This window comes from Neobacillus drentensis, from assembly GCF_036965245.1.
Taxonomy (GTDB): Bacteria; Bacillota; Bacilli; order Bacillales; family Cytobacillaceae; genus Neobacillus; species Neobacillus drentensis_G.
In genome coordinates, this window is the sequence record NZ_JBALPG010000015.1 from 49,576 (window position 1) to 71,372 (window position 21,797).

The 21,797-nt window shown below is 40.7% G+C and carries 18 protein-coding genes and 1 riboswitch; of the genes, 12 read left to right on the forward strand and 6 right to left on the reverse strand.

All coding sequences use genetic code 11. From position 1 onward, the window contains the following. Positions 1 to 240 precede the first annotated feature (240 nt). Complete coding sequence (locus tag V7150_RS03765) at positions 241 to 2,319, reverse strand: molybdopterin-containing oxidoreductase family protein (RefSeq protein WP_335513736.1); 2,079 nt, start codon at positions 2,317 to 2,319, stop codon at positions 241 to 243. 294 nt (positions 2,320 to 2,613) lie between these two features. On the opposite strand from V7150_RS03765, the gene galU reads away from it, so the two are divergent. After that, entirely contained in the window at positions 2,614 to 3,507 is an 894-nt protein-coding gene (gene galU / locus V7150_RS03770) for a UTP--glucose-1-phosphate uridylyltransferase GalU (RefSeq protein ID WP_335513738.1), read from the forward strand. A 230-nt stretch (positions 3,508 to 3,737) separates the two neighbouring features. Here galU and V7150_RS03775 read toward each other — a convergent pair whose 3' ends face one another. After that, on the reverse strand, positions 3,738 to 3,986 hold the full coding sequence (locus V7150_RS03775) for an N-acetylmuramoyl-L-alanine amidase family protein (protein ID WP_335513740.1): 249 nt from the start codon (positions 3,984 to 3,986) through the stop codon (positions 3,738 to 3,740). Positions 3,987 to 4,576: 590 nt separating this feature from the next. Here V7150_RS03775 and V7150_RS03780 point away from each other — a divergent pair. Continuing rightward, a complete protein-coding gene (locus V7150_RS03780; protein WP_335513742.1) occupies positions 4,577 to 5,017 on the forward strand; it encodes a ferritin-like domain-containing protein in 441 nt (146 codons plus the stop codon). 96 nt (positions 5,018 to 5,113) lie between these two features. Here V7150_RS03780 and V7150_RS03785 read toward each other — a convergent pair whose 3' ends face one another. Then, a complete protein-coding gene (locus V7150_RS03785) occupies positions 5,114 to 5,377 on the reverse strand; it encodes a hypothetical protein (protein ID WP_335513744.1) in 264 nt (87 codons plus the stop codon). A gap of 483 nt (positions 5,378 to 5,860) precedes the next feature. Here V7150_RS03785 and V7150_RS03790 point away from each other — a divergent pair, with 483 nt between their 5' ends. Together V7150_RS03790 and V7150_RS03795 are read left to right on the forward strand one after the other, a co-directional pair. Then, entirely contained in the window at positions 5,861 to 6,478 is a 618-nt protein-coding gene (locus V7150_RS03790) for a transposase (RefSeq protein WP_335513746.1), read from the forward strand. Then, positions 6,463 to 7,959, forward strand: a complete 1,497-nt coding sequence (locus V7150_RS03795) for a YifB family Mg chelatase-like AAA ATPase (protein WP_335513748.1) — start codon at positions 6,463 to 6,465, stop codon at positions 7,957 to 7,959. The genes V7150_RS03790 and V7150_RS03795 overlap by 16 nt, the downstream gene beginning before the upstream one ends. Positions 7,960 to 8,195: 236 nt before the next feature. Here the strand turns inward: V7150_RS03795 and V7150_RS03800 are convergent, their stop codons facing one another. Together V7150_RS03800 and V7150_RS03805 are read right to left on the reverse strand one after the other, a co-directional pair. Next, positions 8,196 to 8,771 (reverse strand): glycerol-3-phosphate acyltransferase, encoded by a 576-nt coding sequence (locus V7150_RS03800; protein ID WP_335513750.1) that lies wholly within the window; start codon positions 8,769 to 8,771, stop codon positions 8,196 to 8,198. A gap of 367 nt (positions 8,772 to 9,138) precedes the next feature. Continuing rightward, positions 9,139 to 10,533 (reverse strand): S1C family serine protease, encoded by a 1,395-nt coding sequence (locus V7150_RS03805; RefSeq protein ID WP_335513753.1) that lies wholly within the window; start codon positions 10,531 to 10,533, stop codon positions 9,139 to 9,141. Positions 10,534 to 11,352: 819 nt separating this feature from the next. Between V7150_RS03805 and gloA2 the strand changes: the two genes are divergently transcribed. The 3 genes from gloA2 (at position 11,353) to V7150_RS03825 (ending at position 14,016) form a co-directional block, all read left to right on the forward strand. After that, complete coding sequence (gene gloA2 / locus V7150_RS03815; protein ID WP_335513755.1) at positions 11,353 to 11,739, forward strand: SMU1112c/YaeR family gloxylase I-like metalloprotein; 387 nt, start codon at positions 11,353 to 11,355, stop codon at positions 11,737 to 11,739. Between the two features lie 451 nt (positions 11,740 to 12,190). Beyond that, complete coding sequence (locus tag V7150_RS03820) at positions 12,191 to 12,847, forward strand: 5-bromo-4-chloroindolyl phosphate hydrolysis family protein (protein ID WP_335513757.1); 657 nt, start codon at positions 12,191 to 12,193, stop codon at positions 12,845 to 12,847. Beyond that, the gene (locus tag V7150_RS03825) at positions 12,844 to 14,016 is read left to right on the forward strand and encodes a toxic anion resistance protein (RefSeq protein WP_335513758.1); all 1,173 of its coding nucleotides are present in this window, start codon (positions 12,844 to 12,846) and stop codon (positions 14,014 to 14,016) included. The genes V7150_RS03820 and V7150_RS03825 overlap by 4 nt, the downstream gene beginning before the upstream one ends. A 143-nt stretch (positions 14,017 to 14,159) precedes the next feature. Here the strand turns inward: V7150_RS03825 and V7150_RS03830 are convergent, their stop codons facing one another. Continuing rightward, positions 14,160 to 14,936, reverse strand: coding sequence for a M15 family metallopeptidase (locus V7150_RS03830; RefSeq protein WP_335513761.1), 777 nt, complete (start codon positions 14,934 to 14,936; stop codon positions 14,160 to 14,162). A 552-nt stretch (positions 14,937 to 15,488) separates the two neighbouring features. After that, positions 15,489 to 15,573, forward strand: a riboswitch (cyclic di-GMP riboswitch). 51 nt (positions 15,574 to 15,624) lie between these two features. Here V7150_RS03830 and V7150_RS03835 point away from each other — a divergent pair. The 5 genes from V7150_RS03835 to V7150_RS03855 all read left to right on the forward strand — a co-directional run bounded on the left by V7150_RS03835 (position 15,625) and on the right by V7150_RS03855 (position 21,750). Then, complete coding sequence (locus tag V7150_RS03835) at positions 15,625 to 15,789, forward strand: hypothetical protein (RefSeq protein ID WP_335513762.1); 165 nt, start codon at positions 15,625 to 15,627, stop codon at positions 15,787 to 15,789. A gap of 192 nt (positions 15,790 to 15,981) precedes the next feature. Then, a complete protein-coding gene (locus tag V7150_RS03840; RefSeq protein ID WP_335513764.1) occupies positions 15,982 to 16,128 on the forward strand; it encodes a hypothetical protein in 147 nt (48 codons plus the stop codon). A gap of 564 nt (positions 16,129 to 16,692) precedes the next feature. Then, complete coding sequence (locus V7150_RS03845; protein ID WP_335513766.1) at positions 16,693 to 18,378, forward strand: serine hydrolase; 1,686 nt, start codon at positions 16,693 to 16,695, stop codon at positions 18,376 to 18,378. 18 nt (positions 18,379 to 18,396) lie between these two features. After that, entirely contained in the window at positions 18,397 to 20,460 is a 2,064-nt protein-coding gene (locus V7150_RS03850; protein WP_335513767.1) for a glycoside hydrolase family 3 protein, read from the forward strand. A gap of 30 nt (positions 20,461 to 20,490) precedes the next feature. Further along, positions 20,491 to 21,750 carry an exo-beta-N-acetylmuramidase NamZ family protein gene (locus tag V7150_RS03855; RefSeq protein ID WP_335513769.1) on the forward strand — a complete coding sequence of 420 codons (1,260 nt, stop codon included), beginning with the start codon at positions 20,491 to 20,493 and terminating at the stop codon, positions 21,748 to 21,750. Positions 21,751 to 21,797: the final 47 nt, after the last annotated feature.

The following is a 21,797-nucleotide window of genomic DNA, read 5'->3' on the forward strand; positions in this document are numbered from 1 at the left end:
GGGTGTCAGGCACCATTTTCCAATTACTTGAAAATAAGGTTCAATACCATAAAATGCTGTGGGAATTTGTGTATTCTCGCAGCATTTTTTTATATTTAGAGACAAAGTGTTGTTTAAATAGTTATTATGATTGAAGAATTTAAAGACCACACTCACCAATAGAGGTTATAGGCTACCGAAAAGGTAAAAAACAAGGAAGACCGGTCGCTAATAAAAGTTATTGACCCCAAAAAACAGAGGCTAGCTAGTCAATATTTTTTCCACACTTACCCGTCCTGAAAAAAAGGTGGCCCCGCCTCCCATATCAGCAATACGATCGGGAGTTAGAGAGTTTATTAGAAAACTATTGGAACTTAAACCTTCGTGAGACCCGGCTGCTTCGTCCGCCCAGATCCCTTGTGTCACAACAACCCCCGGAAGGACATTATCTCCAACCGCAACTTTTATCTCACATTCCCCGTGACTGTTCCACACCCGTACCATATCTCCATCTTCAATTCCAGCCGCTAGGGCATCCAGCCGATTCATATGCAATCGCAGTTCTTTTTCCAACTCAACATGCTTCTCATTATTGGAAAAAGTAGAGTTTAAAAAGTTGTGATTTGGACCTGGGACAAATTGAAAGTAGTGGTCTCCGTGGTTCACAAGCGGAATATAGGTTGGCAGCGGCGGGTACCCATCCTGTTTCATTTTCTCAGAATATAACTCTATTTTTCCACTCGGAGTCGGAAGTGTCCCGGGAAACAATGGTTTTACCTTGGCTTTTACGTATCGCCGCTCGACTACATAGGAGTAATTGATGTCTTCTAAATAAGGATTTCGCGGGTTATTCAGCGCGCCGGTAATCATTTCTGCTTCCGTTTCTGCGAAGGTTGCTTCATCACCAAATCCCATTTCTTTTGCAAGCAAACGGAAGACGTCAACATTCGATTTAGCCCCCCCGTATGGTACGATAACCGGCTGCTGAATTTGTATGTAATGATGCCAGTACGAAGTGTATAAATCCGTGTTTTCAAAGGATGATGTTGCTGGTAGAACAATATCTGCGTACTTAGCCGTTTCTGTTAAAAATAAATCATGGACCACTACGAATAAATCTTCACGCTCCAAGCCTTTTCTGACTTTATTGCTAGAGGGTGTTACTAAGGCAGGATTCGATCCATACACATACAACGATTTTACAGGCGGGTCTAACGTTAATAAAGCGTCTCCCAGCAAGTTCATATTAATAACACGCGTATGTTTATTTTTCAAAAGACTAGACCTTTGCAAACTCTCAGTATTTGGTGCAAGATAGGCAGAATTTCCTTTGATGGCACCGCCGCCTTTTACAAGCCATTGTCCGGTTAGGGCAGGCAGGCATGCGACCGTGCGGACGAACATACCGCCATTGTCGTGATGTTGCGGTCCGTTGCCGATACGAATAAAGGAAGGTGATGTTTCGCCATACATTCGCGCCAGCTTGTAAATGTCACTGACTGGGACTCCGGTGATTTCGGAAACTTTGGCAGGTGTGTATTGAATGACATGCTTGCGCAGTTCTTCGTAGCCAACAGTATATTTTTGCAAAAATTCTTGATCAACCATATTTTCGGCGAACAATATGTGCATCAGTCCTAGAACGAGGGCACTGTCCGTCCCTGGTAAAATCGGAATAAACCAATCTGCCATTCTGCCAGTTTGATTTTTATGAACATCGATAACGATCCATTTGGCTCCGTTCTGCTTACGGGCCTTTTGCGCCAGGGCTATCTGGTGCATATTGGTGCTGGCAGCATTAATGCCCCAGAAGATGAACAGTTTAGAATGAATTGTATCCTCAGGGTCAATCCCGAGGCTGCCGCCCATCGTATATTGATAGCCAACCGATCCAGCCGATGAACAAATCGTCCGATCCAGCCGTGAAGCGCCCAAGCGATTCCAAAAACGGCGGTCCATTCCCTCGGCACTGAGCCTCCCCATGTTGCCATAAAAGCTGTAGGGTAAAATGCTTTCCGGCCCATCTATTTCTATAAGCTCCTTCCAGCGAGAAGTAATTGTGCTGAGGGCCTCTTCCCAACTGATACGAATGAACTTTCCATCACCCTTGGAACCAGTCCGTTTAAGCGGATATTTCAAACGCTTCACATCATAAATGCGCTCAGACATATTACGAACCTTGTTGCAAATATGTCCTTTGGTTACCGGATGCTGTGGATCACCCTCAACTTTTACAATTTTTCCGTCTTCTTTATGCAGAAGCAAACCACATTGATCCGGGCAATCAAGCGAGCAAACAGCATGAAAAACACCATTCCGCTCATGAATGAAAGATGTCATAGTAAATCTCCTTTCAAGCCAAAGATATCAGATTAGTGTCATGTTGACTGTCCATCACTTGTGGAAAGTATCCTTTTATGGTGTCAGGCACTAATTGTGAAAGACTGGTATTTTTAAATATAGCCATTATCATAACATTAAAATGGGTGTCAGGCACCACGAAAAGTATGCCGAGTCACATTTTTTAAAAGTTCTTATGGTATAATTATTTAGGTAAATATGTTATTGATTTGGGTTAAACTTAATTTTTTGTCATAATATACATATAATGAATAATTAAAGGAGAGTCATACTGTGAAAAAGGTTCGAAAAGCAATTATCCCTGCTGCTGGGCTTGGGACACGATTTTTACCAGCAACTAAAGCAATGCCCAAAGAGATGCTTCCCATTGTAGATAAGCCAACGATTCAATATATTGTTGAGGAAGCGATTGCATCTGGAATAGAGGATATTATTATTGTAACAGGTAAAGGAAAACGGGCGATTGAGGATCATTTTGATTTTGCCCCTGAGCTTGAGAAAAATTTACTTGAAAAAGAGAAATGGGATCTATTAAATAAGGTGAACTATACATCCAACCTTGCTGACATTCATTATATTCGTCAGAAAGAACCAAAAGGATTAGGGCATGCCGTTTGGTGTGCGCGGAATTTTATTGGCGATGAACCATTTGCCGTACTTTTGGGCGATGATATCGTTCAAAGCGATACTCCTTGCTTACGGCAGCTGATTGACCAATATGAAGCGACATTCTCGTCGATTATTGGGGTCCAGCATGTTCCGGAGAATGAAACACATCGATACGGAATTGTCGATCCGCTCGAACAGGAAGGCAGACGTTATCAAGTGAAGCATTTTGTTGAAAAGCCAAAGCCAGGAAAAGCCCCATCTAATCTAGCGATTATGGGAAGATATATTTTAACCCCTGAGATCTTTATGTTCTTAGACCAGCAGGAGGCAGGGGCTGGCGGTGAAATCCAGTTAACAGATGCCATTCAAAAACTCAATGAAATTCAACGTGTCTTCGCTTACAATTTCGAGGGGAAACGTTTTGATGTTGGTGAAAAAATCGGCTTTGTCAAAACGACAATCGAGTTTGCCTTACAACAGGAAGGCATCCGTGACGAACTTCTACAATTCTTAAAAGAGCTTATCGCCGGAAACGACAAGGATAACAACACTCTTTAAGTGTAAATGGTGACAGGCACCGTACGTGGACGTGATTCCGTGTGGGTGGACAGTGTGGATCTATTGTTTCATGCTAGTAGTGGCATTCTTTCATAAGATTTGAATCCGTAAAATAAGGAAAAGCCGGATTTTACTAGGCATAGACCTGGTAAAATTCGGCTTTTGTTTATGCATATGGATTTTTGGCATTCAAAGTCCCTTGATAGAACTTTGAATAAGGTAAGGGAGGATTATTTATTGGAAAATTTCAGTACCCCGTTTAGGAGTCCGTTACAGAGCTTTTTTTGATAGCTGCTGCTGACAAGGTTTGCCCGTTCTTTATCATTCGAGATGAACTCGATTTCCACCAAAACTGGAGGTACTTGATTTCCTCTGATGACTCTGAAACTCTCATCCTTAATGCCTCTTAAAACTGCATATGTGAATTTGATAATTTCATCCTGAATGGAGGAGGCGAGCTGTGTGCTTGCTGCTGGCATGGCCCAGTCTACGGAATTATAATATGTTCAATTCTCTTTACGTTGGTGCTCATAGATGAGTTCACGTGAATACTAATAAACGCTTTCGCTATCCTTTTCAATGTATTTTAGCTTTCTCTCTAAGTCTCGTAACTCAAAAGAGTAGGTACAACCTCAAAAATGAACTTTGTCATTCTCCCTCTACTTGTTCCTCATGCCTCTTAATTTGCATTTTTAAAGTGCTGCAATAATTTACGGTTACACCCTAAATGTATAATATTTCTATATTAAGCTCTATTTGTAAAAAGAAATAAAATTTCCTGCGTTAAAAAACATAATATAATAGAAAAGTTGACGTTAAATTTAGCAGGCTGTTTAAGGGAAATGTCGAAAATGATAAGTTTCCCGGGGAATAAGGCTATTCTTGTAGGAAGCATTATAAATTGATGAAAAAATTCCTGTGGGAGGCTGATTTCATTCACACAAACGTAATGTACCGCCCACAATTTTTTATGGCAGGGTTAGGTATTTGAAAAATATGTCCACCACACACCCAATTCTTCGATTTGCCATAGGATATACCAAGAAAATAAGTGGGGAGGTACGCCTCTATGTATCCTTTTACAAATTTCTATGATGCCTTAAACAGGCAGTCGAATACTTTAGTCAATGATGTTGAAAAAGCAATAAATGGGGAATATAGTGCCATCGATTGTTATGCCAGGTTGGCTAATATGGCTCCACATAAGAAGGAACGGGAACAAATCCTTGAGATTCGCCAGGATGAAATAAAACATTATCAACAGTTTGTCCAGATTTATCGAGGTTTAACAGGTATGCATCCACAGCCAAAAATAACCGAGGAATGTCCGGGAGTTTATTTAAGGGGATTGGAGTTTGCTCTAGAGGATGAGCAAAAAACAGTGGATTTTTACATGGAAATAGCTGATGCTGTGACAGACCCGTTCATTAAAGAGGTATTCAGAAGGGCAGCGGCAGATGAGCAAAATCATGCTGTGTGGTTTCTGTATTATTTTTCAAAAACGAAGTGATACTATCAGGGATACAAAAAATGCACCCGGAATGACCTGTCACCGGGGGCATTTCTGTTTGAAAGGTGGTGTTAAGGGGAGATTGGTTTTGGAGAATTAGTCCCCGCCGCCTCCATCTGAATCACCACCACCTGTGGAACTGTCGTGCCCATAGGCAGAATCACTGTAACGCTCATTAGAACTATAATCATCGCTGTAGGATCCCTTTTTTTCTTTGGTTAAGCTTGGAAAAATTAAGAAGGCTACAATGATTAATAAGGTACCAAAGAACTCCTGTGTGACGAAGATGAGATAAATCCCATACATAAGAAGGAGGACACCAAGCAATCTTTGAATCATTCTTATACTTTTCAGAGACATTCCCCCTCGCATATTAAGTTTAGGCTCCTTTTTAAGAGCCTATAATTTCCTAAATAGAAAGTAAGAAATGATGTGACTTTATCCCGCATAAACGGGCAGTAAGGCCCTAACCTCAAGAAGTTTGATGGAACAAAAAAGGATAAGTGGGGGATTAACCGCCTCGTAAAAGCCCGATTGAGCAACTAACAATCAGTGGGAGGTGGAAAAAACCACTGATTAACGTTTCACCTTATTAATAAATATTAGGATCCAAGACTTTTTATACGTTCATGAGAAATTTCGAGCTTGGTTGTTTTTCTGGACAAAAAGGTTTCTACCCAAAGGGATGGGCGAATCGTAAAGCAACCCATACCAAGCCTTTGAACATTTTGTTACATATATGAATATCGCTAACCCTCGTGAAAATTACTAGTATAATGGAAAAGAAGGAAATGGTGCCTGACACCATTAATACCATTTCCCTCATAATTATATTAAATAGGAGTGATCGATTTGGCTCGCAGGGCTCGTTTATGGTTTGAAGGTGCGAAGTATCATGTGACCAGCAGAGGAATAAGAAGGAGTTCGCTGTTTTTTGAGGATGAAGATTATAAGAAGTATCTGGATTATATAGAAGAAACAAGGGAGCGTTACCCCTTTAATCTCCACGCTTACTGCTTAATGACCAATCATACCCATCTCCAGTTCGAAACATTAGAAACCCCGCTCAGCATCATCATGAAAAATCTCAATACAAAATATGCAAAATATATTAACCAAAAGTACGATTTTTCGGGCCATGTGTTTGATAAGCGCTATGGTGCCGAGCTCCTCAACTCTCGTGAATATGAGATTGATGTCAGCAAATATATTCATTTAAACCCGGTGGAAGCTGGGATGGTGACAACTCCTGAGAAGTATACTTGGAGCAGCTATCGTGCTTATCTCTACGGTGAAGCAAACCCTCATATTGACCCCAAAGCAATCCTCTCGTATTTTCCTGACCCACAACCTCACTTTTATCAGCAATATCTGAATGCCTTAGTAAAGGACAAGTTTTTTTGGGAAGGTGGAAAAATCATCAAACTTGAAGGGGAGTGGTTTCCATGTGGGCTCGAGTAACGAGTATTGGCTTAAAGGGGATGGAAGGCTATCGGGTGAATGTGGAGGTAGGGACATATGTAGGAAATGACTCGTTTAAAATTGTCGGTCTGCCGGATGCTGCTGTGAAAGAGTCGAAGGAGAGGATTATAGCAGCGCTTAGTTCATTAGGTTATGTCCTATCAGGTAACAAAATTATCATTAATCTTTCGCCGGCGGACCAAAAGAAAATTGGGCCGATGTTTGATTTTCCAATGGCAATTGGTTTGCTGCTTAGCTTGCATGAGTTGGAGGCAGTTATTCCAGAAGATACGGGTTTTTTAGGAGCGCTTTCCTTAGACGGATCAGTGCATCCTGTTGAAGGGCTGCTTCCTGCGGTGCTTGCAGCGAAAAGGCAGGGGATTAGAAAACTTTATATCCCCTTTGATGATCATCTTCCGGTTCTTGATTTTGAAGGGTTAGAAATCATCTATATTTCTTCATTAAAAGATGTCATCGGGCACCTTGCAGGTCAATGGGTTCCTTCTGTTTTTAAAAAGATTGAAGAAGAGAGCTGCTATGGAGATAATCGTTATTTAGATTTTCAGCAAATTATCGGTCATGCTAGAGCTAAATGTGCTTTAGAGGTAGCGGCAGCCGGTGAACATCATGTTCTGATGACTGGGCCTCCAGGTTGTGGAAAAAGCTTGTTGGCAGAGAGCTTTCCGTCCATTTTACCGCCATTGACAAAAGAAGCACAACTCGAGGTGCTTAGCTTATATCAATTAAGCAGGAACGTTTACCCACAGTGTCATCTGCCTCCCTATCGGAATCCTCACCATTCCGCCTCAGGAGTCGCTATTATTGGCGGGGGTCAATTTCCAAAGCCAGGTGAAATCTCTTTGGCCCACCGGGGTGTTTTATTTCTTGATGAAATCGGGGAGTTTTCGAAAAAAACATTAGATATGCTGCGGCAGCCTTTAGAAAATGGTTTAATCACGATTAGCCGCACCCACGCCTCGATTACCTATCCTGCTTCCTTTGTATTGATTGCTGCGATGAATCCATGCCCTTGCGGTTATGCAGGCTCGAATACTCATTATTGTACGTGCTCACCTAAGCAAATTCGCTCTTATCAAAATAGACTCTCAGGTCCGCTGAGAGATCGGTTTGATATTAATCTTTCATTACGATGCATCGATATCAATGACACTACGATGGCACGTGCAGGAGAGCCATCAAAAATTGTGCAGGAAAGAGTGAAGCAGGCGAGGGAAAGGCAATATGACCGCTATGGTAAAGAAGTTTGTAATAGTAGAATCTCTTATGACGTACTTTTGAGAGCGAGCCCTTTGTCAGGAACACAACAATCAGCCATACAGCAGCAAGCAATAAAGAAAAATTGGAGCAACCGTACCCAAATCAAAATCCTTCGCCTTGCCCGCACCATCTCAGACCTCCAAGCAAGCCCCTACATCACCGATCAAAGCATTTACGAGGCAATCAAGCTGAATAAAGTGTAATTGGTGTCAGGCACCATTCGTGGACAGTGTCCGTAGGGGGTGGACATTGCCCGCATTAGCCTTTTATGTAAACAAAAAAGAAGACTTGACTTGGCTGTGTTAATCCGTTAGATAAGACTTCTTTCAGTTCATTTTCTCATTTGTTTCATGCTGAGGAATTCCACAGAAAAAATTTGATAATTTTATTGAAGAGTTTGTTCAAATTTATGATCATTGAAGGGTATTTTAAAAAATTCTCATAATGATTGCCTGTGGTTCTTAAGCCTTTCTTTAATATTTTCAGAATGTGCTAGAAAAATGCCTCCGATTACAGCCAATTCAATGACACAGGTTAACCAATGATAATGCTTGAAAAATAAAAAAAAAGGAATAAAGAGGAATGCCCCTAACCCAGAGAACGTAAAGCTTTTGGTAAAAGGGTAGAGACCGAAAAAAGCCAATAGAATCACGGGTATAAGCAGCGGCTCAAAGCAAATCATCCCGCCAATAAAGGTTGAGATCCCTTTCCCGCCCTTGAACTTTAATGTGACCGGCTTTATATGACCAAGAATCGCTATCCCCAAGCCAATCAATTGTACATACTCAGGAAAATGAAGATAGCGACCGATAAGAATGACGCTAACACCTTTTAAAGCATCACCGAAAAAGATAGCGATGAACGCAATTTTCCCATAAAGACGACCGGCATTCCTGGCTCCGACATTGCCGCTTCCATGAAGGCGAATGTCCTTATGAAATAGGGCTTTTGTAACCAGATATCCAAACATGATATTGCCAAACAAATATGAAAAAACAACATACAACCAAATCACGCGAATCACAACCTATAATAAAATGGGCGAACCTGCTATAAAAAGTTTTAATTGGTTTCTCTCAAATTTCAGATAGAATTTTGCCAAGATAGTCATATCTTTTTATATATGTAAGATACTATCCATTTTATCACCAGCAGTAAGTCAATCCCATAATTCTATTGATAATAATTTATAAATTTTGAAGTGAACACAGAAAATAAACATAAATTTAATACCTTATAAAATCAAAAAAATTGGTTTAATATTCTAATTAAATGAGATGAAGACAAAAATAAAAGGGATACAGTGTTAAAACTGCATCCCAGTTGTCAATAGTGGAAAGGGTGTCAGGCACCATTTCCACTATCGCCAGATTGAAATTTCGTTATTCTTCGTCTTTTTTCTGTTTTTTCTGGTGTTCTTGGAGGGCAAGCAGGACGTCTTGGACATCAATTTTGCCATCATTGTTTAGGTCAGTCAGGGTATTTTTAGTATCTGCCAGCGGAGGCTGCGGTTCCGGTACGGGGTTAGCAGATCCAGCGGATGGGACTGCTGCTGCAACTGCCGTTTTTTTAGGCCTAAAAGCAAAGGTGAAAACGAGCAGCACAAGGATTAGTAATCCAGAAACACCGTCGACAATATAGAAGATGGTCGTATAATCAGACCATAGTGTTTTACTGCTGCTCATCTTTTTCTCGGAATTGGCAATATATTGTTTGATTTCAGAGTGATTTGGATAGATGCGCTGAACTGCTTCAAATTTTTCTAAGGCATGTTTATAGTAGCCGCCCCAATACAATTCCAGGCCTTCTTTGTAAATTTTATCCGTCTCGCTTTTCGTATTTCTGACACCGGCTTGGTTGACAAATTCTTGTACCGTATTTACTGGCACGGCAAAATTAAAGCCCTGAACCTCTTGCCCATTCACCGTATCACCTCTAAAGGTGAGCAATCCGATAATCTGGCCTGTTTCATTAATGACAGGGCCGCCGCTGTTACCGTGAGTAGCAGCTGCGTTAATTTGAATGACCGGACTTCCCTGTTCCGTCTTTTTCGAGGTAGCCGAAATTTGACCGGCATTAATCGAGGAAACTAAGGATGAATCCGGTGACAAGAGATCAGAATCAGCTGCAGCCGGGTATCCGCTTACCCAAATATTATCCTGGTTCTGGATATCATCCGAATTTCCAAGCGGTAAGGTAGGCAGGTTTTTCCCTTCAATTTTTAGCACAGAGACATCTTTACCTTCATTGACTGGGGCACCATAGCTTTTAACCTCGCCATCAAGGATATCCCCACTTGGTAAAATAACCTTCAATACCTTCTTAATTTCAGTATATTTTGTATAAGTGAGCATGTATTGGTACGCTGTTTCATAGTCTACTTTAAAATAATCTGCCACAATGCTAACAAGTTGTTCAAATGCCGCATTGGCAATGTCTTCGTCTTTCATTTGCGTGGCTTCAACGACATGGGCATTTGTAACGATATAGCCATCAGGGCTAATAATCGCACCAGACCCAGAGCCGCCGACAACCGATTGGAAGTTTAGCTGGTCTAATATGGCTATAACTTCAGTATCGTCAGGATTGTCAAACTGCCATCCGACAACAGCATAATCAACGATTCTAACAACTGCCGGCTTCGTATATTCGGCTAGTTTCTGTGCTTGAGCTATTTTCCCTTCTGCCGGTTTAATATTAATGAGGAAGAAGGAGGTAACGATTACTGCAATCAGCAGCAAACTGATAGGGATGGTAATAAAAGCCCTTTTCTTCAAAATCAAATTCACCTCTTGGATTAGATATTTACAATTCACTTTGCAATATATTCCGAGGTAGGTGAAAGGCAATTTGTCCATATTGAAATTTTAGATAAAAACAGGGTGATATAGAGAATTGCGAACTTTTTGTAACCGGCAAGGAAGGCCCTTGTTTTTGTTTGTTAAGTTGTAGGAAGGTTGTTAAAAATCAGGTTCGGAAGAGGAGGTATTTGATGAGAAAAAATTATTTACCGAAAAAATATTTTGAAGGGTTTTTAAAGAATCACTGAAAAAATACAACATGACTAAAAATTATCTATATGTTTTATCGTAAGTTTGGTAAAAACATTAGTAGCCTTTCTCAGAGGGGGCTGGCTCGTTCTCAGTTGAGTTACTTATCCATCTAAATTTCACGATTACGGTTATTACTTTTCCCTTCATCTAAAATTTGTTATCATGTTAGTGGGTTTAAATTGCCAGTTGCCTGACAAATAATTTGTTCTTTAAAGGTAATAATTTTTCAAGTATCAATAGAATTGGATTAGAATATAGATGTAGAATTTGGAAGTTTCTATGATAAATAATTGAAGGTTATGAAAGTGTTCGGGACTGGATCAAAAGCGATGAAAATGGCTCTACTTGTCAAAGTATTAGAAAAATATCCTGATCAAATCAATCGTCACGGTCACTTCACAGCATCGTGAAATGCTCGGTCAGGCCATGAACATTCTAGATATTACGTGGCGCCTGTTTCACATGCTAATATTGCCCCCTTGTTTATTTACTAGACAAGGGGGCTTTGGTTTGTTAAATCATTTTAAAGGGGGATAAGGTGACATGAGGTTAAAGAAAATTCATCATATTGCTGTTATTTGTTCGGATTATCAAAAATCAAAGGATTTCTATGTTCGGATTCTTGGACTGACGCCGGCGTGTGAAGTTTACCGGGAGGATAGGGATTCCTATAAGCTTGATTTGGAGGTTGGAGGGCACTATCAAATTGAGTTGTTTTCGTTCCCGAATCCGCCAGCACGGCTAAGCTATCCGGAAGCAGCTGGATTAAGACATATTGCCTTTGAGGTGGATGATATTGAGGAAGCAGTGAAGGAGTTAGAGAATCACCACATAACGGTTGAAGCCATCCGTGTTGATCCGATAACAAGCAAGAAATTCACATTCTTAACTGATCCAGATGGACTGCCAATTGAGCTGTACGAGAGATAGGTAAATAAAATCAAAATGCGGGTTATCCACCATAGGATAGCCTGCTTTTTTTAGAGACAAGAACTTAGAACTAATCACAAATTTCTATTATAATACAATAGCATTGCTCCTTCCTATCGTAATAAATTTCGTACTGAAATATAGCATCTGAATCTTAACAATACGCGCACTGTCCACCCGAGGTGTACAAAATGGCAAAATGTCCACGAAGGGTGCCTGACACCAATAACACTACAAACAACACCGAAACATTAAAAATACAAAAATACGTCTTAAGTCTTAGATTTCTTTCCGTTTATGGTCTATGGCAGGAAGGAGTTTTTTCGTGTATTGTGGAAGTAGTAAATGGAAATAACTTTCTGATGATGAGGATTTTTTTAAGGAAGTGAAACATTCATTTACTTTCATTCGTATGAATATAAAGGATTATTAAGTCAGGAGTCGATTTATTATGAACCCGATTTTGTCATTTCTGATTCGCTCATTTGTAGCAATTCCTATATCGTTGATTACATGGCTATTATGCTATTTTCCTTTCGGTCAAACATTCTGGTCTTCAATTGCAATAGCGATTTTTGGAGGGGTCCTTACCCATCTGATCCTCTCTTTTATCATGAATACAAGCTATTTAAAAAAGCACCAGTTGTCACGGAAAGAATACCGCTACATTAAGAAAAATTTAGCGGAGGCAAAGCAGAAAATCAGGCGCTTGAATAAAAGTATTTTCAAGATCCGTGATATTTCTTCTGTCAAATATAGAATTGACATACACAGGATTACAAAGAAAATATATAAGATGACAATGAAAGAACCGAAGCGTTTTTACAAGGCTGAGGAATTTTATTTTTCCCATTTAGATTCAGTTGTCGAGCTCACAGAGAAATATAATTTCCTCTCTGCTCAGCCAAAACAAAACATCGAAATGGGTCAATCCCTGATTGAAACGCGGAGGACGTTAAACGAGCTAACAAAGGTATTGGAAGAGGATCTATATCATGTTATTTCCAATGACATCGATACGTTAAATTTTGAAATAGATGTTGCAAAGCACTCCATCAAACAAAAAAAAGATTCCAAATTCCCAGAAGAAAATAGGTGGCTAAAATGAGTGAAAACAACCCAATCCAGAAATCTGGAGATTTATTAGATGATATCCTTGCCAATCCGTTTGGCGATCAGGTTGAACTTGCCAAAAATCCGGCTCCACAAACAAATGAAGCGAAGCCGGTCAAGTTAATTGATGTCATCCCGGAAGAAAATCGGGCAAAGGCGTACCAGCTTGCAGAACAAATTGATCCGACCAACCATCAAGCAATGATTTTATATGGTACCCAAGCCCAAGGAAAGCTGTTATCCTTCTCGTCTGCGATGCTCGAGCATGTACAGAAAAAGGACGTTGGCGAAATAGGGGAAATCATCAGCGATTTAATGAAAAGGCTTGATGAGGTAAATCCGGATGAACTAAAGGATGGGAAGCCATCCTTGTTTGCACGTATGTTTGGAAAAATTTCAGGCTCGCTCCAAGAGGTGCTTTCCAAGTACCAAAAAACAGGGGCGCAAATTGACCGAATCAGTGTGAAACTTGATCGCAGTAAAAATGTCCTTTTGTCCGATATAAAATTGCTCGAACAGCTTTATGAAACGAATAAAGAATATTTCCATGCACTTAATATTTATATTGCTGCGGGTGAAATTAAGCTGGATGAAATGCAGACAAAGACCATCCCGCAGTTGAAAAAAGCAGCTGAAGCAGCAAATGACCAAATGAAGGTTCAAGAGGTCAACGATATGATTCAGTTTGCTGACCGTTTAGACAAGCGTCTGCATGATTTGAAATTAAGCCGTGAAATCACAATTCAAAGTGCGCCGCAAATTCGGTTGATTCAAAACACGAACCAGGCGCTTGTGGAAAAAATCCAATCGTCGATTATGACGGCAATTCCATTATGGAAAAATCAAGTGGCGATTGCGTTGACACTCATTCGCCAGCGTCATGCTGTTGAAGCACAGAAGCAGGTTTCAAAAACAACCAATGAGCTGTTATTGAAAAATGCAGAAATGCTGAAAACAAATACGATTGAAACGGCAAAAGAAAACGAGCGCGGTCTAGTTGATATTGAAACATTAAAGAAAACCCAGGAAAGCTTAATCACCACACTCGAAGAAACGATGCGGATCCAAGAGGAGGGCCGCCACAAGCGTCGCCTGGCCGAACAAGAACTCGCTAACATGGAAAATGACCTACGATTAAAACTTTTGGAAATAAAAGGGAAGTAACAAAAATAAGGGTCCAGGTTGCTGCACATAAGCAGCAACCTGGGCCCTTTTTCGTTATTAAGCTCTTACGTTTTAGAAAACGGAGGACGTTTGTCCACGAATGGTGTCTTGCACCATTATAGAAGGTGCCTTTCAAGGCGCTATTATTTATTGACTGGTGTTGCATTGTAGTATTCTTCGAGGGTGATGCCTCGGCTCATGATATCTTTGGCAATAGTTTTTCCGACGTAGCGAAGATGCCAGGGTTCATATTGGTAGCCAGTGATGTCTTCTTTTCCCTTTGGATAGCGGATGATAAAGCCGTATTCAGCTGCATGATTCTGGAGCCACTCCGCCTCAGGCGTTCCTTTGAAGCAGTCCTCTGCTGCGCATTTTCCGTCTCCACCGGTCACATCAATGGCAAGACCTGTCTCATGTTCACTCGTGCCAGGAACAGCACTATAAGTTATTGCTGCTTCATATCCATCTTTTTTTACATAGTTATTAAACAAAGAAGTTTGGACTGCATGAGATCTGTAGGCTGAAACACCTAGTAAATTCACACCATCTTGTTTGGCGCCAGCAAATAAATCTTCGATTGCGGCTGCTGCTATTTCTCGCAACTCCCGTTTTTCAATTTTCTTTTTAAATGTAAAAGGTATGTTTGGATAAATCAGATCACCTGGCGTGTAATCATCAGGCAGTTTATTATACTTGTTTACAAGAACTGGAATTTCCTCGGGATTAGAAACGACCTGAATGCTTGTACTATTTTGTTGGTGTTTGGCGCTTTTCGTGTCAGTTGATGACTTGTTAGCAGGGACTTGCGACTGAATGCCCTTTTTTTCATTGGTTTGTTCAAAATGCTTTTTTCCCGAGAAGCCTGCTAAAGCAACCGTAAGAACGATAAGACTTAGAATAATGTATCGATATTTTGACATGTTAAACTTCCTTTTCTACGGAAACAGTGTGGAGCTGCGCTAACTTTTTAAGAGTTCTAGTGTCGTAAGCTTCTGTTCATGCTTGCACCTGTATCGACGCATTGATACTTCTAACTCGACAAATTCAGCTTTTCAAGCAGGAATATAAAAAACTAAGTTAGCCCAAGAAATATATTTGGCAAGGCTCTGCTCACACCGCCCTTATTATGTTGGTCTGGTGATCATATTTAACTTCTTTTCATATGATAGGTTCCAATCAAGCCGAAGATCAACCCTCACATGAAAGCCTATAGCGAGATATCACGCGGCAAGTTTTCTTTATTAGTGTATCACATACCTATAGTAATAAAATTTCGCTTCAATAAAAAGCATGGACACTTAAAAAATTTTTAAACCTCTTGATAAAAATAATCCCACATTTACAAAACATTGTTAACTGCAAAATGTTACATAATTTTTACTTTTACAGACACCAATTTTTTACACTTGTTAGGCCTATAGACTCTTTAAAATTATTATAATATTGCATATATTTTTAATAAACACATAAATCGTACGAAACGGCAAAACCATTGAAAGATGGCGACGCAAAACTAGAGGGGCTAAGGTTTAAGGACGATGCTAGCCAGTTACCGAACACGACTACTCCTGCGGTTTATGTAACTCAACTATTGAGGGGGGTTTTCATGTGTTGAAAATGCTTATTAGGGGTAAATACTATTATCATGTATTCCAGCACCGTCACCATGAACTTTTGCAGAAAGATTGTCTTGATGAAGGGCTAAGGATGAAGCTAAAGGTTAAAGCCTCGTATCATAATAGTAAAGCGGTTGAAATGGGTATGAGGATGTAAACCATTCTTGTTATACAAAAAGAAGAAGCCTGGATCCATTTGATCTAGGCTTTTTATGAGCCGATAAAAAAGTGCAGGTCACTCTGAAGTGAATGTTTTGTGAAAAAGTGATCAAGTGGATATTAACACTTTATTAAAGTTAAATAATGGCTGTAATAATGGTTATTCTATAAAGAAAAGGAGGCTATTCTTATGAATGATAAAAGGGATGAAACAAGTGAAGGCCTGAATCAAATTTTTGAGATTATTAACGCAAAAGGGGATGTGGATGAACTTAAAGAGATTGTTGAAAAGCCAAGACTAAATTCCAATAATAAACAGGCTGACATTCCAGAATAGAAGAGTATAAATAGGGACTTAGGATACATTTCTAGGTCCTTATGTGTTGAGCACAGCAGTTATCCTCAAGGAAAGTAAGAAGTTGTGAGTAATTTCATGGGGATTGTGGACAATCTTTTGAAAAATGTGGATAAATACATACGGAATGTGGATATATGACATTAAAAGGTTTTAACGGGGATAAACAATAAAAATATGTTGATAAATTTGTGGATATCAAAAAAATACTGTTGATAACATCTAAGATTATGTGGATAAAGCCTATAAATCTGTGGATAAAGCTTATTAAACTATAAGAAAAGCAACCTTCTAATCTTCCGTGAAAAGATTCCTAGAAGCAACACAGGCTATTTGAACTGAATTTTAGGAAATATTTAAAAAATGAGTCAAATGACGTACATCGTAATACCTAATACAACAAGCCGATTAGGCTTGTTTAGGACATAGGTGGTATAGACGACTATACATTCATCCATATATGATTAAATTGAGTTGTAAACGCTGCCATTCTTTGATACATAACCGGCCGCCTACAATGAATCTATCATAATTAAAGGGGGACTTATGAAGGGAAAAACTTTGCTCATTTCTTCTTTTTGCACCGTTTTTTTGGGTACTACCACTGTTTTTGCAAACAGTAACAACACCATTGTTCCAACGATTGAAAAACAGGAAAAAGACAGTTCTATCGCATCAGAGAAACCCCACCCAGTTTTCACCTGGAATTCAACAGTGATCCCAGTATCTAGTGTTCTTCACCCTAGCTCGGCAAAAGGGGCTGGCATGGCAGCGGGGCCGCTTCAACAAATCGATCAGATAATTAACCAAGCCATATCGCAAAAAGTCATGCCAGGTGCTGTTGCCTTTGTGGCAAGGGGCGGAAAAATTGTTAAACACAGTGCTTACGGGAATTCTGCCCAATACACTGACGGCAAGTTTACCGAAATGGAAAACCCGATTCCGATGCAAGAGGACACAATTTTTGACCTGGCATCTATTAGTAAAATTTTTACCAGCACTGCCGTTATGGTTCTTTTTGAAAAAGGATTATTTGAACTGGATGATCCGGTTGCCAAGTATATTCCGGAATTTGCCGTAAATGGCAAACAGAACGTCACCATTCGTCAGTTATTAACACACACATCCGGATTCGTTTCCTGGATTCCACTTTATACGAAAGGAAATTCACGCGACGAGAGATTGCAGTTAGTTTTTCAACAGCCATTAAAAAATTCTCCTGGTACCACTTATGAATACAGCGATTTAAACATGATTACATTAGGTGTATTAGTGGAGAGGTTATCCGGCCAGCGTCAGGATGAATTTGTGAAAGAGTATATCACGGGGCCTTTAGGGATGAAGGACACGATGTATAATCCACCGGCCTCATTGAAAAACCGCATTGCCGCGACTGAATATCAATCCACACCTAACCGCGGCCTTGTTTGGGGCGAAGTTCACGATGAGAATGCCTGGTCGCTTGATGGTGTGGCTGGCCATGCCGGTGTATTTTCAACAGCTGAAGATATTGCTAAGCTTGCGCACATTTTCATTAATGATGGCAAGTATGCTGGAAAAAGGATCCTGAAGCCAGAAACGATCAAACTATTACTTGAAAATCAAAATGAAGCGTACCCAGGTAATGACCATGGGCTTGGCTGGGAGCTCGGTCAAGGCTGGTATATGGATGCACTGTCGGAAGGAACCTATTCCTTTGGACATACTGGTTATACGGGAACATCGATTGTCGTTAGTCCGAACAATAAAACCGTTGCGATTCTGCTAACCAACCGTGTACACCCGAGTAGAAGTACCGTGTCTACGAATCAAACTAGAAGATTGTTTGCAAGGCAGGTAGCTGATGCGATTCCAGTTTCGATTCCTGGAAAGGAACATGCTTGGTTTGCGGGATATGGTGATAAGCTGAACCGTGTTATGGAGGCAGATCTTCAATTAATTCAAGATGCCAAGTTGACATTTAGTACCTGGCATATGACCGAGTACCGTAGGGACTTTGGTACCGTTGAAATTTTACAAGATGGTTCGTGGAAAAATCTAACAGAATTCACAGGCACAAGCAATGGTTGGGAGCAAAAAGAAATAACGATTCCGAAAGAGGCAGAAAAACTGCGGTTTGTTTATAAAACAGATACGGCAACAAATGGCCGCGGCTGGTATATCTTGAATCCGAAACTTGATTCAGCGCCACTGTCCATTACCCACACCGATTGGCAGTTTAGAGATTATTAACATAGAGGAGGAGAAACCATGCAAAAATTTTTCAAGACATTTATCACCTCATTTTTGGCATTTGCTCTATTGTTAACAGGGATTCCACTCGCAGGGGCTACTGCGGCATCAGGGATTAAGGATCTAGTGATTGACCTTAACGTCCCTCAGGTGACGAGAGAAGTGAAAGACAACAAAATCCAGTTAAATGCACTGCATGTGTACGATGATGGCCACTTTATGCTGGCATTGGAGAATCTAACCTGGAAATCTTCTAATAAAAATGTTGCTGTTGTCAAGGATGGCACAGTAACACTTTCAGGACACAATGGCAAAACGTTTATTTCTGTCAGCGATGGCAGTTTCACTGATCGAATCGCAATTCAATTCAAAGGAAATCAAGGGGAAGTCCTCGTTGAAAAAGAAACGGGATCACGCTATGACCTTATCGGCGATACTATCAAGCAGATGACGGTAGAAGAAAAGGTCGGGCAAATGCTGATGCCGGACTTCCGAACTTGGAAGGGCAAAAATGTCACGGAAATGAACGATGAGATTGCCGCGCTTGTCAAACAATATCATCTTGGCGGTGTCATTCTTTTCCGTGAAAACACAGTAACAGCTGCACAAACAACGAAGCTCGTGTCCGCATATCAAGATGCTGCAGAAAAGTATGGATTGATGGTGTCTGTTGACCAAGAAGGCGGAATTGTTTCACGTCTTCAGTTCGGAACCGATTTTCCTGGGAACATGGCGCTTGGAGCCTCAAGGTCTGAAGAGCTCGCTGAAAAAGTTGGAAAGGCGATTGGAGAAGAGCTTAACGCTGTTGGCATTAATATGAACTTTGGACCTGTTCTTGATGTCAATAATAATCCTGATAATCCGGTCATTGGAGTTCGTTCATTTGGTGAAAATCCAGAGCTTGTTGCAAAAATGGGCAACGCTTATATTAAAGGACTTCATGAAACTGGAACGGCAGCAACGGCAAAGCATTTTCCAGGGCATGGTGACACTGCAACTGATTCGCATTTAGGACTGCCTGAGGTGCCACATGATATCGACCGTCTGAAAAAGGTGGAATTGTATCCTTTCCAGCAGGCGATGGATAACGGTATTGATGCGGTTATGTCGGCTCACGTGACCTTCCCGAAAATCGACAGCACAAAGGCCATTTCGAAAAAGGATGGCACGGAAATTGCCATTCCAGGCACGCTATCTCATAAGGTGCTAACAGGTCTTATGCGTGAAGAGATGGGCTTTAAGGGTGTTATTGTGACGGATGCCATGAACATGCAGGCGATCGCAGACCATTTTGGTCCAGTAGATGCAGCTATTCGTGCCGTAAAAGCTGGAACAGATATTGTCTTAATGCCTGTTGGACTTGAATCAGTAGCAAATGGTCTTTACGCTGCAATCAAATCCGGTGATATTTCAGAGGAAAGAATTGACCAGTCTGTTGAGCGGATCTTAACGTTGAAATTAAATAGGGGTATCGTCAAAGCTGAAGTAGAAAAGAGCATTGATGAAAAGATTGCCAATGCAGAGAAAGTTGCAAGATCAGCTGAACATTTGCAGATAGAAAAAGAAGCTGCGTCTAAGTCGATTACACTTGTAAAAAATAGTGGGGTTCTCCCATTAAAGGCCGGAGTGGACGAAAAAATCGTTGTCGTGGGTTCGAGTGCTCCTGTAATCGCTGCTGAAGTTCAGAAGCATCATGCAAATGTAACAGTCATTAATACCACATCTCCACTTTCAGCTGCCGATCTGGCTATCGCAAAAACAGCAAAATATATCATTGTTGGAACGAATACTTCTACAGTGAGCGGAAGATTGCCTTCTGCTAATTTAATGAAGTTAGCCAATCAAATGATTAACGAAACGGATGCATCGGTTATTGGTGTAGGGATTAGAAATCCGTATGATATTATGGCTTACCCTAATGTAGATGCCTATCTGACACAGTATGGAACGAAGAATGTAAGCTTTGAGGCCGTAGTTAACACAATTTTTGGTGTAAATAAGGCAACGGCCAAGCTCCCGGTTACGATTTACAACCAGGATGGCAGCGTTTTATATGGATTTGACCATGGTTTAGGGTATTAATTTTTCAAAAATAAGGAGGGGTACGGTACGATGAATAAGAAATGGCTTACGGGTATTCTGGCGCTGCTGCTAGTCCTTTCCACAGTATCGGCGGCACTTGCCAAGAACGATAAAGAGAAAGAAAAGAACAATGGGAAATTCCGTTTAGGTGTTGAAGTGTTACTAAAGGATCGACTTGATTTAATTAAAGGGAAGCGTGTTGGCTTAATTACCAATCCTACAGGGGTCGATCAAGAGCTTAATAGTATCGTAGATTTACTGTACAATAATTCCAATGCGGAACTTACTGCGTTATATGGACCGGAGCATGGTGTCCGCGGCAGTGCTCCAGCCGGTTCATATGTTGAGTCCTATATCGATGAAAAAACCGGAATTCCGGTGTACAGTCTTTATGGAAAAACCAAAAAGCCGACACCTGAAATGTTAAGTAATGTCGATGTATTATTATTTGATATTCAGGACGTAGGGGCACGTTTTTACACGTATATTTACACGATGGCGTTAGCGATGGAAGCGGCAAAAGAAAATAATATTCCATTTATCGTTCTTGATCGCCCGAACCCAATCAGTGGTACAAAAGTAGAGGGACCGATCCTCGAAGATAAGTATTCATCCTTTGTAGGTGAATTTCCGATCCCTGTTCGTCACGGAATGACGGTTGGAGAATTGGCGCAGCTATTTAACAAGGAGTTTAACATCGGCGCCGATTTAACGGTTGTGAAAATGGAAGGCTGGAAGCGCAGTATGTATTACGATGATACTGATCTACAATTCGTCATGCCGTCACCGAATATGCCAACTTTGGATACGGCATTAGTTTATCCAGGTGCCTGTTTAATTGAAGGAACCAATGTTTCTGAAGGGCGTGGTACAACAAGACCATTTGAATTGATTGGAGCACCATTTATTAACAGTGATGATCTTGCGGCAAAACTGAATTCTTATCATTTACCTGGTGTGAAATTCAGAGCTGCATCGTTTATCCCTTCTACATCGAAATTTGTGAACAAGTTAAGCCATGGTGTGCAAATCCATGTAACAAACCGGAATGCCTACAAACCATTTGAAACTGGACTTTACATTGTCAAAACCATCCATGACATGTATCCGAATGATTTCCAATTCCGGGCACCGGGCAGCAACGGAATCTCCTTCTTCGATAACCTAGTCGGCAACGGTTCCATCCGAGCAGGAATTGAAGCAGGCAAAACAATCGAAGAAATGAAAGCAGAATGGCAGCCAGATCTAGACAAATTCATGGAGGTCCGGGAACAATACCTACTTTACTAGATGTGCCCGTCACCATTAGCAATACCCATACAGGATAAATGGTGCCT

Coding starts and splice junctions, on each gene's coding strand:
- V7150_RS03825 (WP_335513758.1), top strand. CDS start 12,844: ATGAGTGAAAACAACCCAATCCAGAAATCTGGAGATTTATTAGATGAT.
- V7150_RS03795 (WP_335513748.1), top strand. CDS start 6,463: ATGTGGGCTCGAGTAACGAGTATTGGCTTAAAGGGGATGGAAGGCTAT.
- V7150_RS03845 (WP_335513766.1), top strand. CDS start 16,693: ATGAAGGGAAAAACTTTGCTCATTTCTTCTTTTTGCACCGTTTTTTTG.
- V7150_RS03820 (WP_335513757.1), top strand. CDS start 12,191: ATGAACCCGATTTTGTCATTTCTGATTCGCTCATTTGTAGCAATTCCT.
- V7150_RS03830 (WP_335513761.1), bottom strand. CDS start 14,936: ATGTCAAAATATCGATACATTATTCTAAGTCTTATCGTTCTTACGGTT.
- gloA2 (WP_335513755.1), top strand. CDS start 11,353: ATGAGGTTAAAGAAAATTCATCATATTGCTGTTATTTGTTCGGATTAT.
- V7150_RS03840 (WP_335513764.1), top strand. CDS start 15,982: ATGAATGATAAAAGGGATGAAACAAGTGAAGGCCTGAATCAAATTTTT.
- V7150_RS03785 (WP_335513744.1), bottom strand. CDS start 5,377: ATGTCTCTGAAAAGTATAAGAATGATTCAAAGATTGCTTGGTGTCCTC.
- V7150_RS03780 (WP_335513742.1), top strand. CDS start 4,577: ATGTATCCTTTTACAAATTTCTATGATGCCTTAAACAGGCAGTCGAAT.
- V7150_RS03855 (WP_335513769.1), top strand. CDS start 20,491: ATGAATAAGAAATGGCTTACGGGTATTCTGGCGCTGCTGCTAGTCCTT.
- V7150_RS03765 (WP_335513736.1), bottom strand. CDS start 2,319: ATGACATCTTTCATTCATGAGCGGAATGGTGTTTTTCATGCTGTTTGC.
- V7150_RS03850 (WP_335513767.1), top strand. CDS start 18,397: ATGCAAAAATTTTTCAAGACATTTATCACCTCATTTTTGGCATTTGCT.
- V7150_RS03775 (WP_335513740.1), bottom strand. CDS start 3,986: ATGCCAGCAGCAAGCACACAGCTCGCCTCCTCCATTCAGGATGAAATT.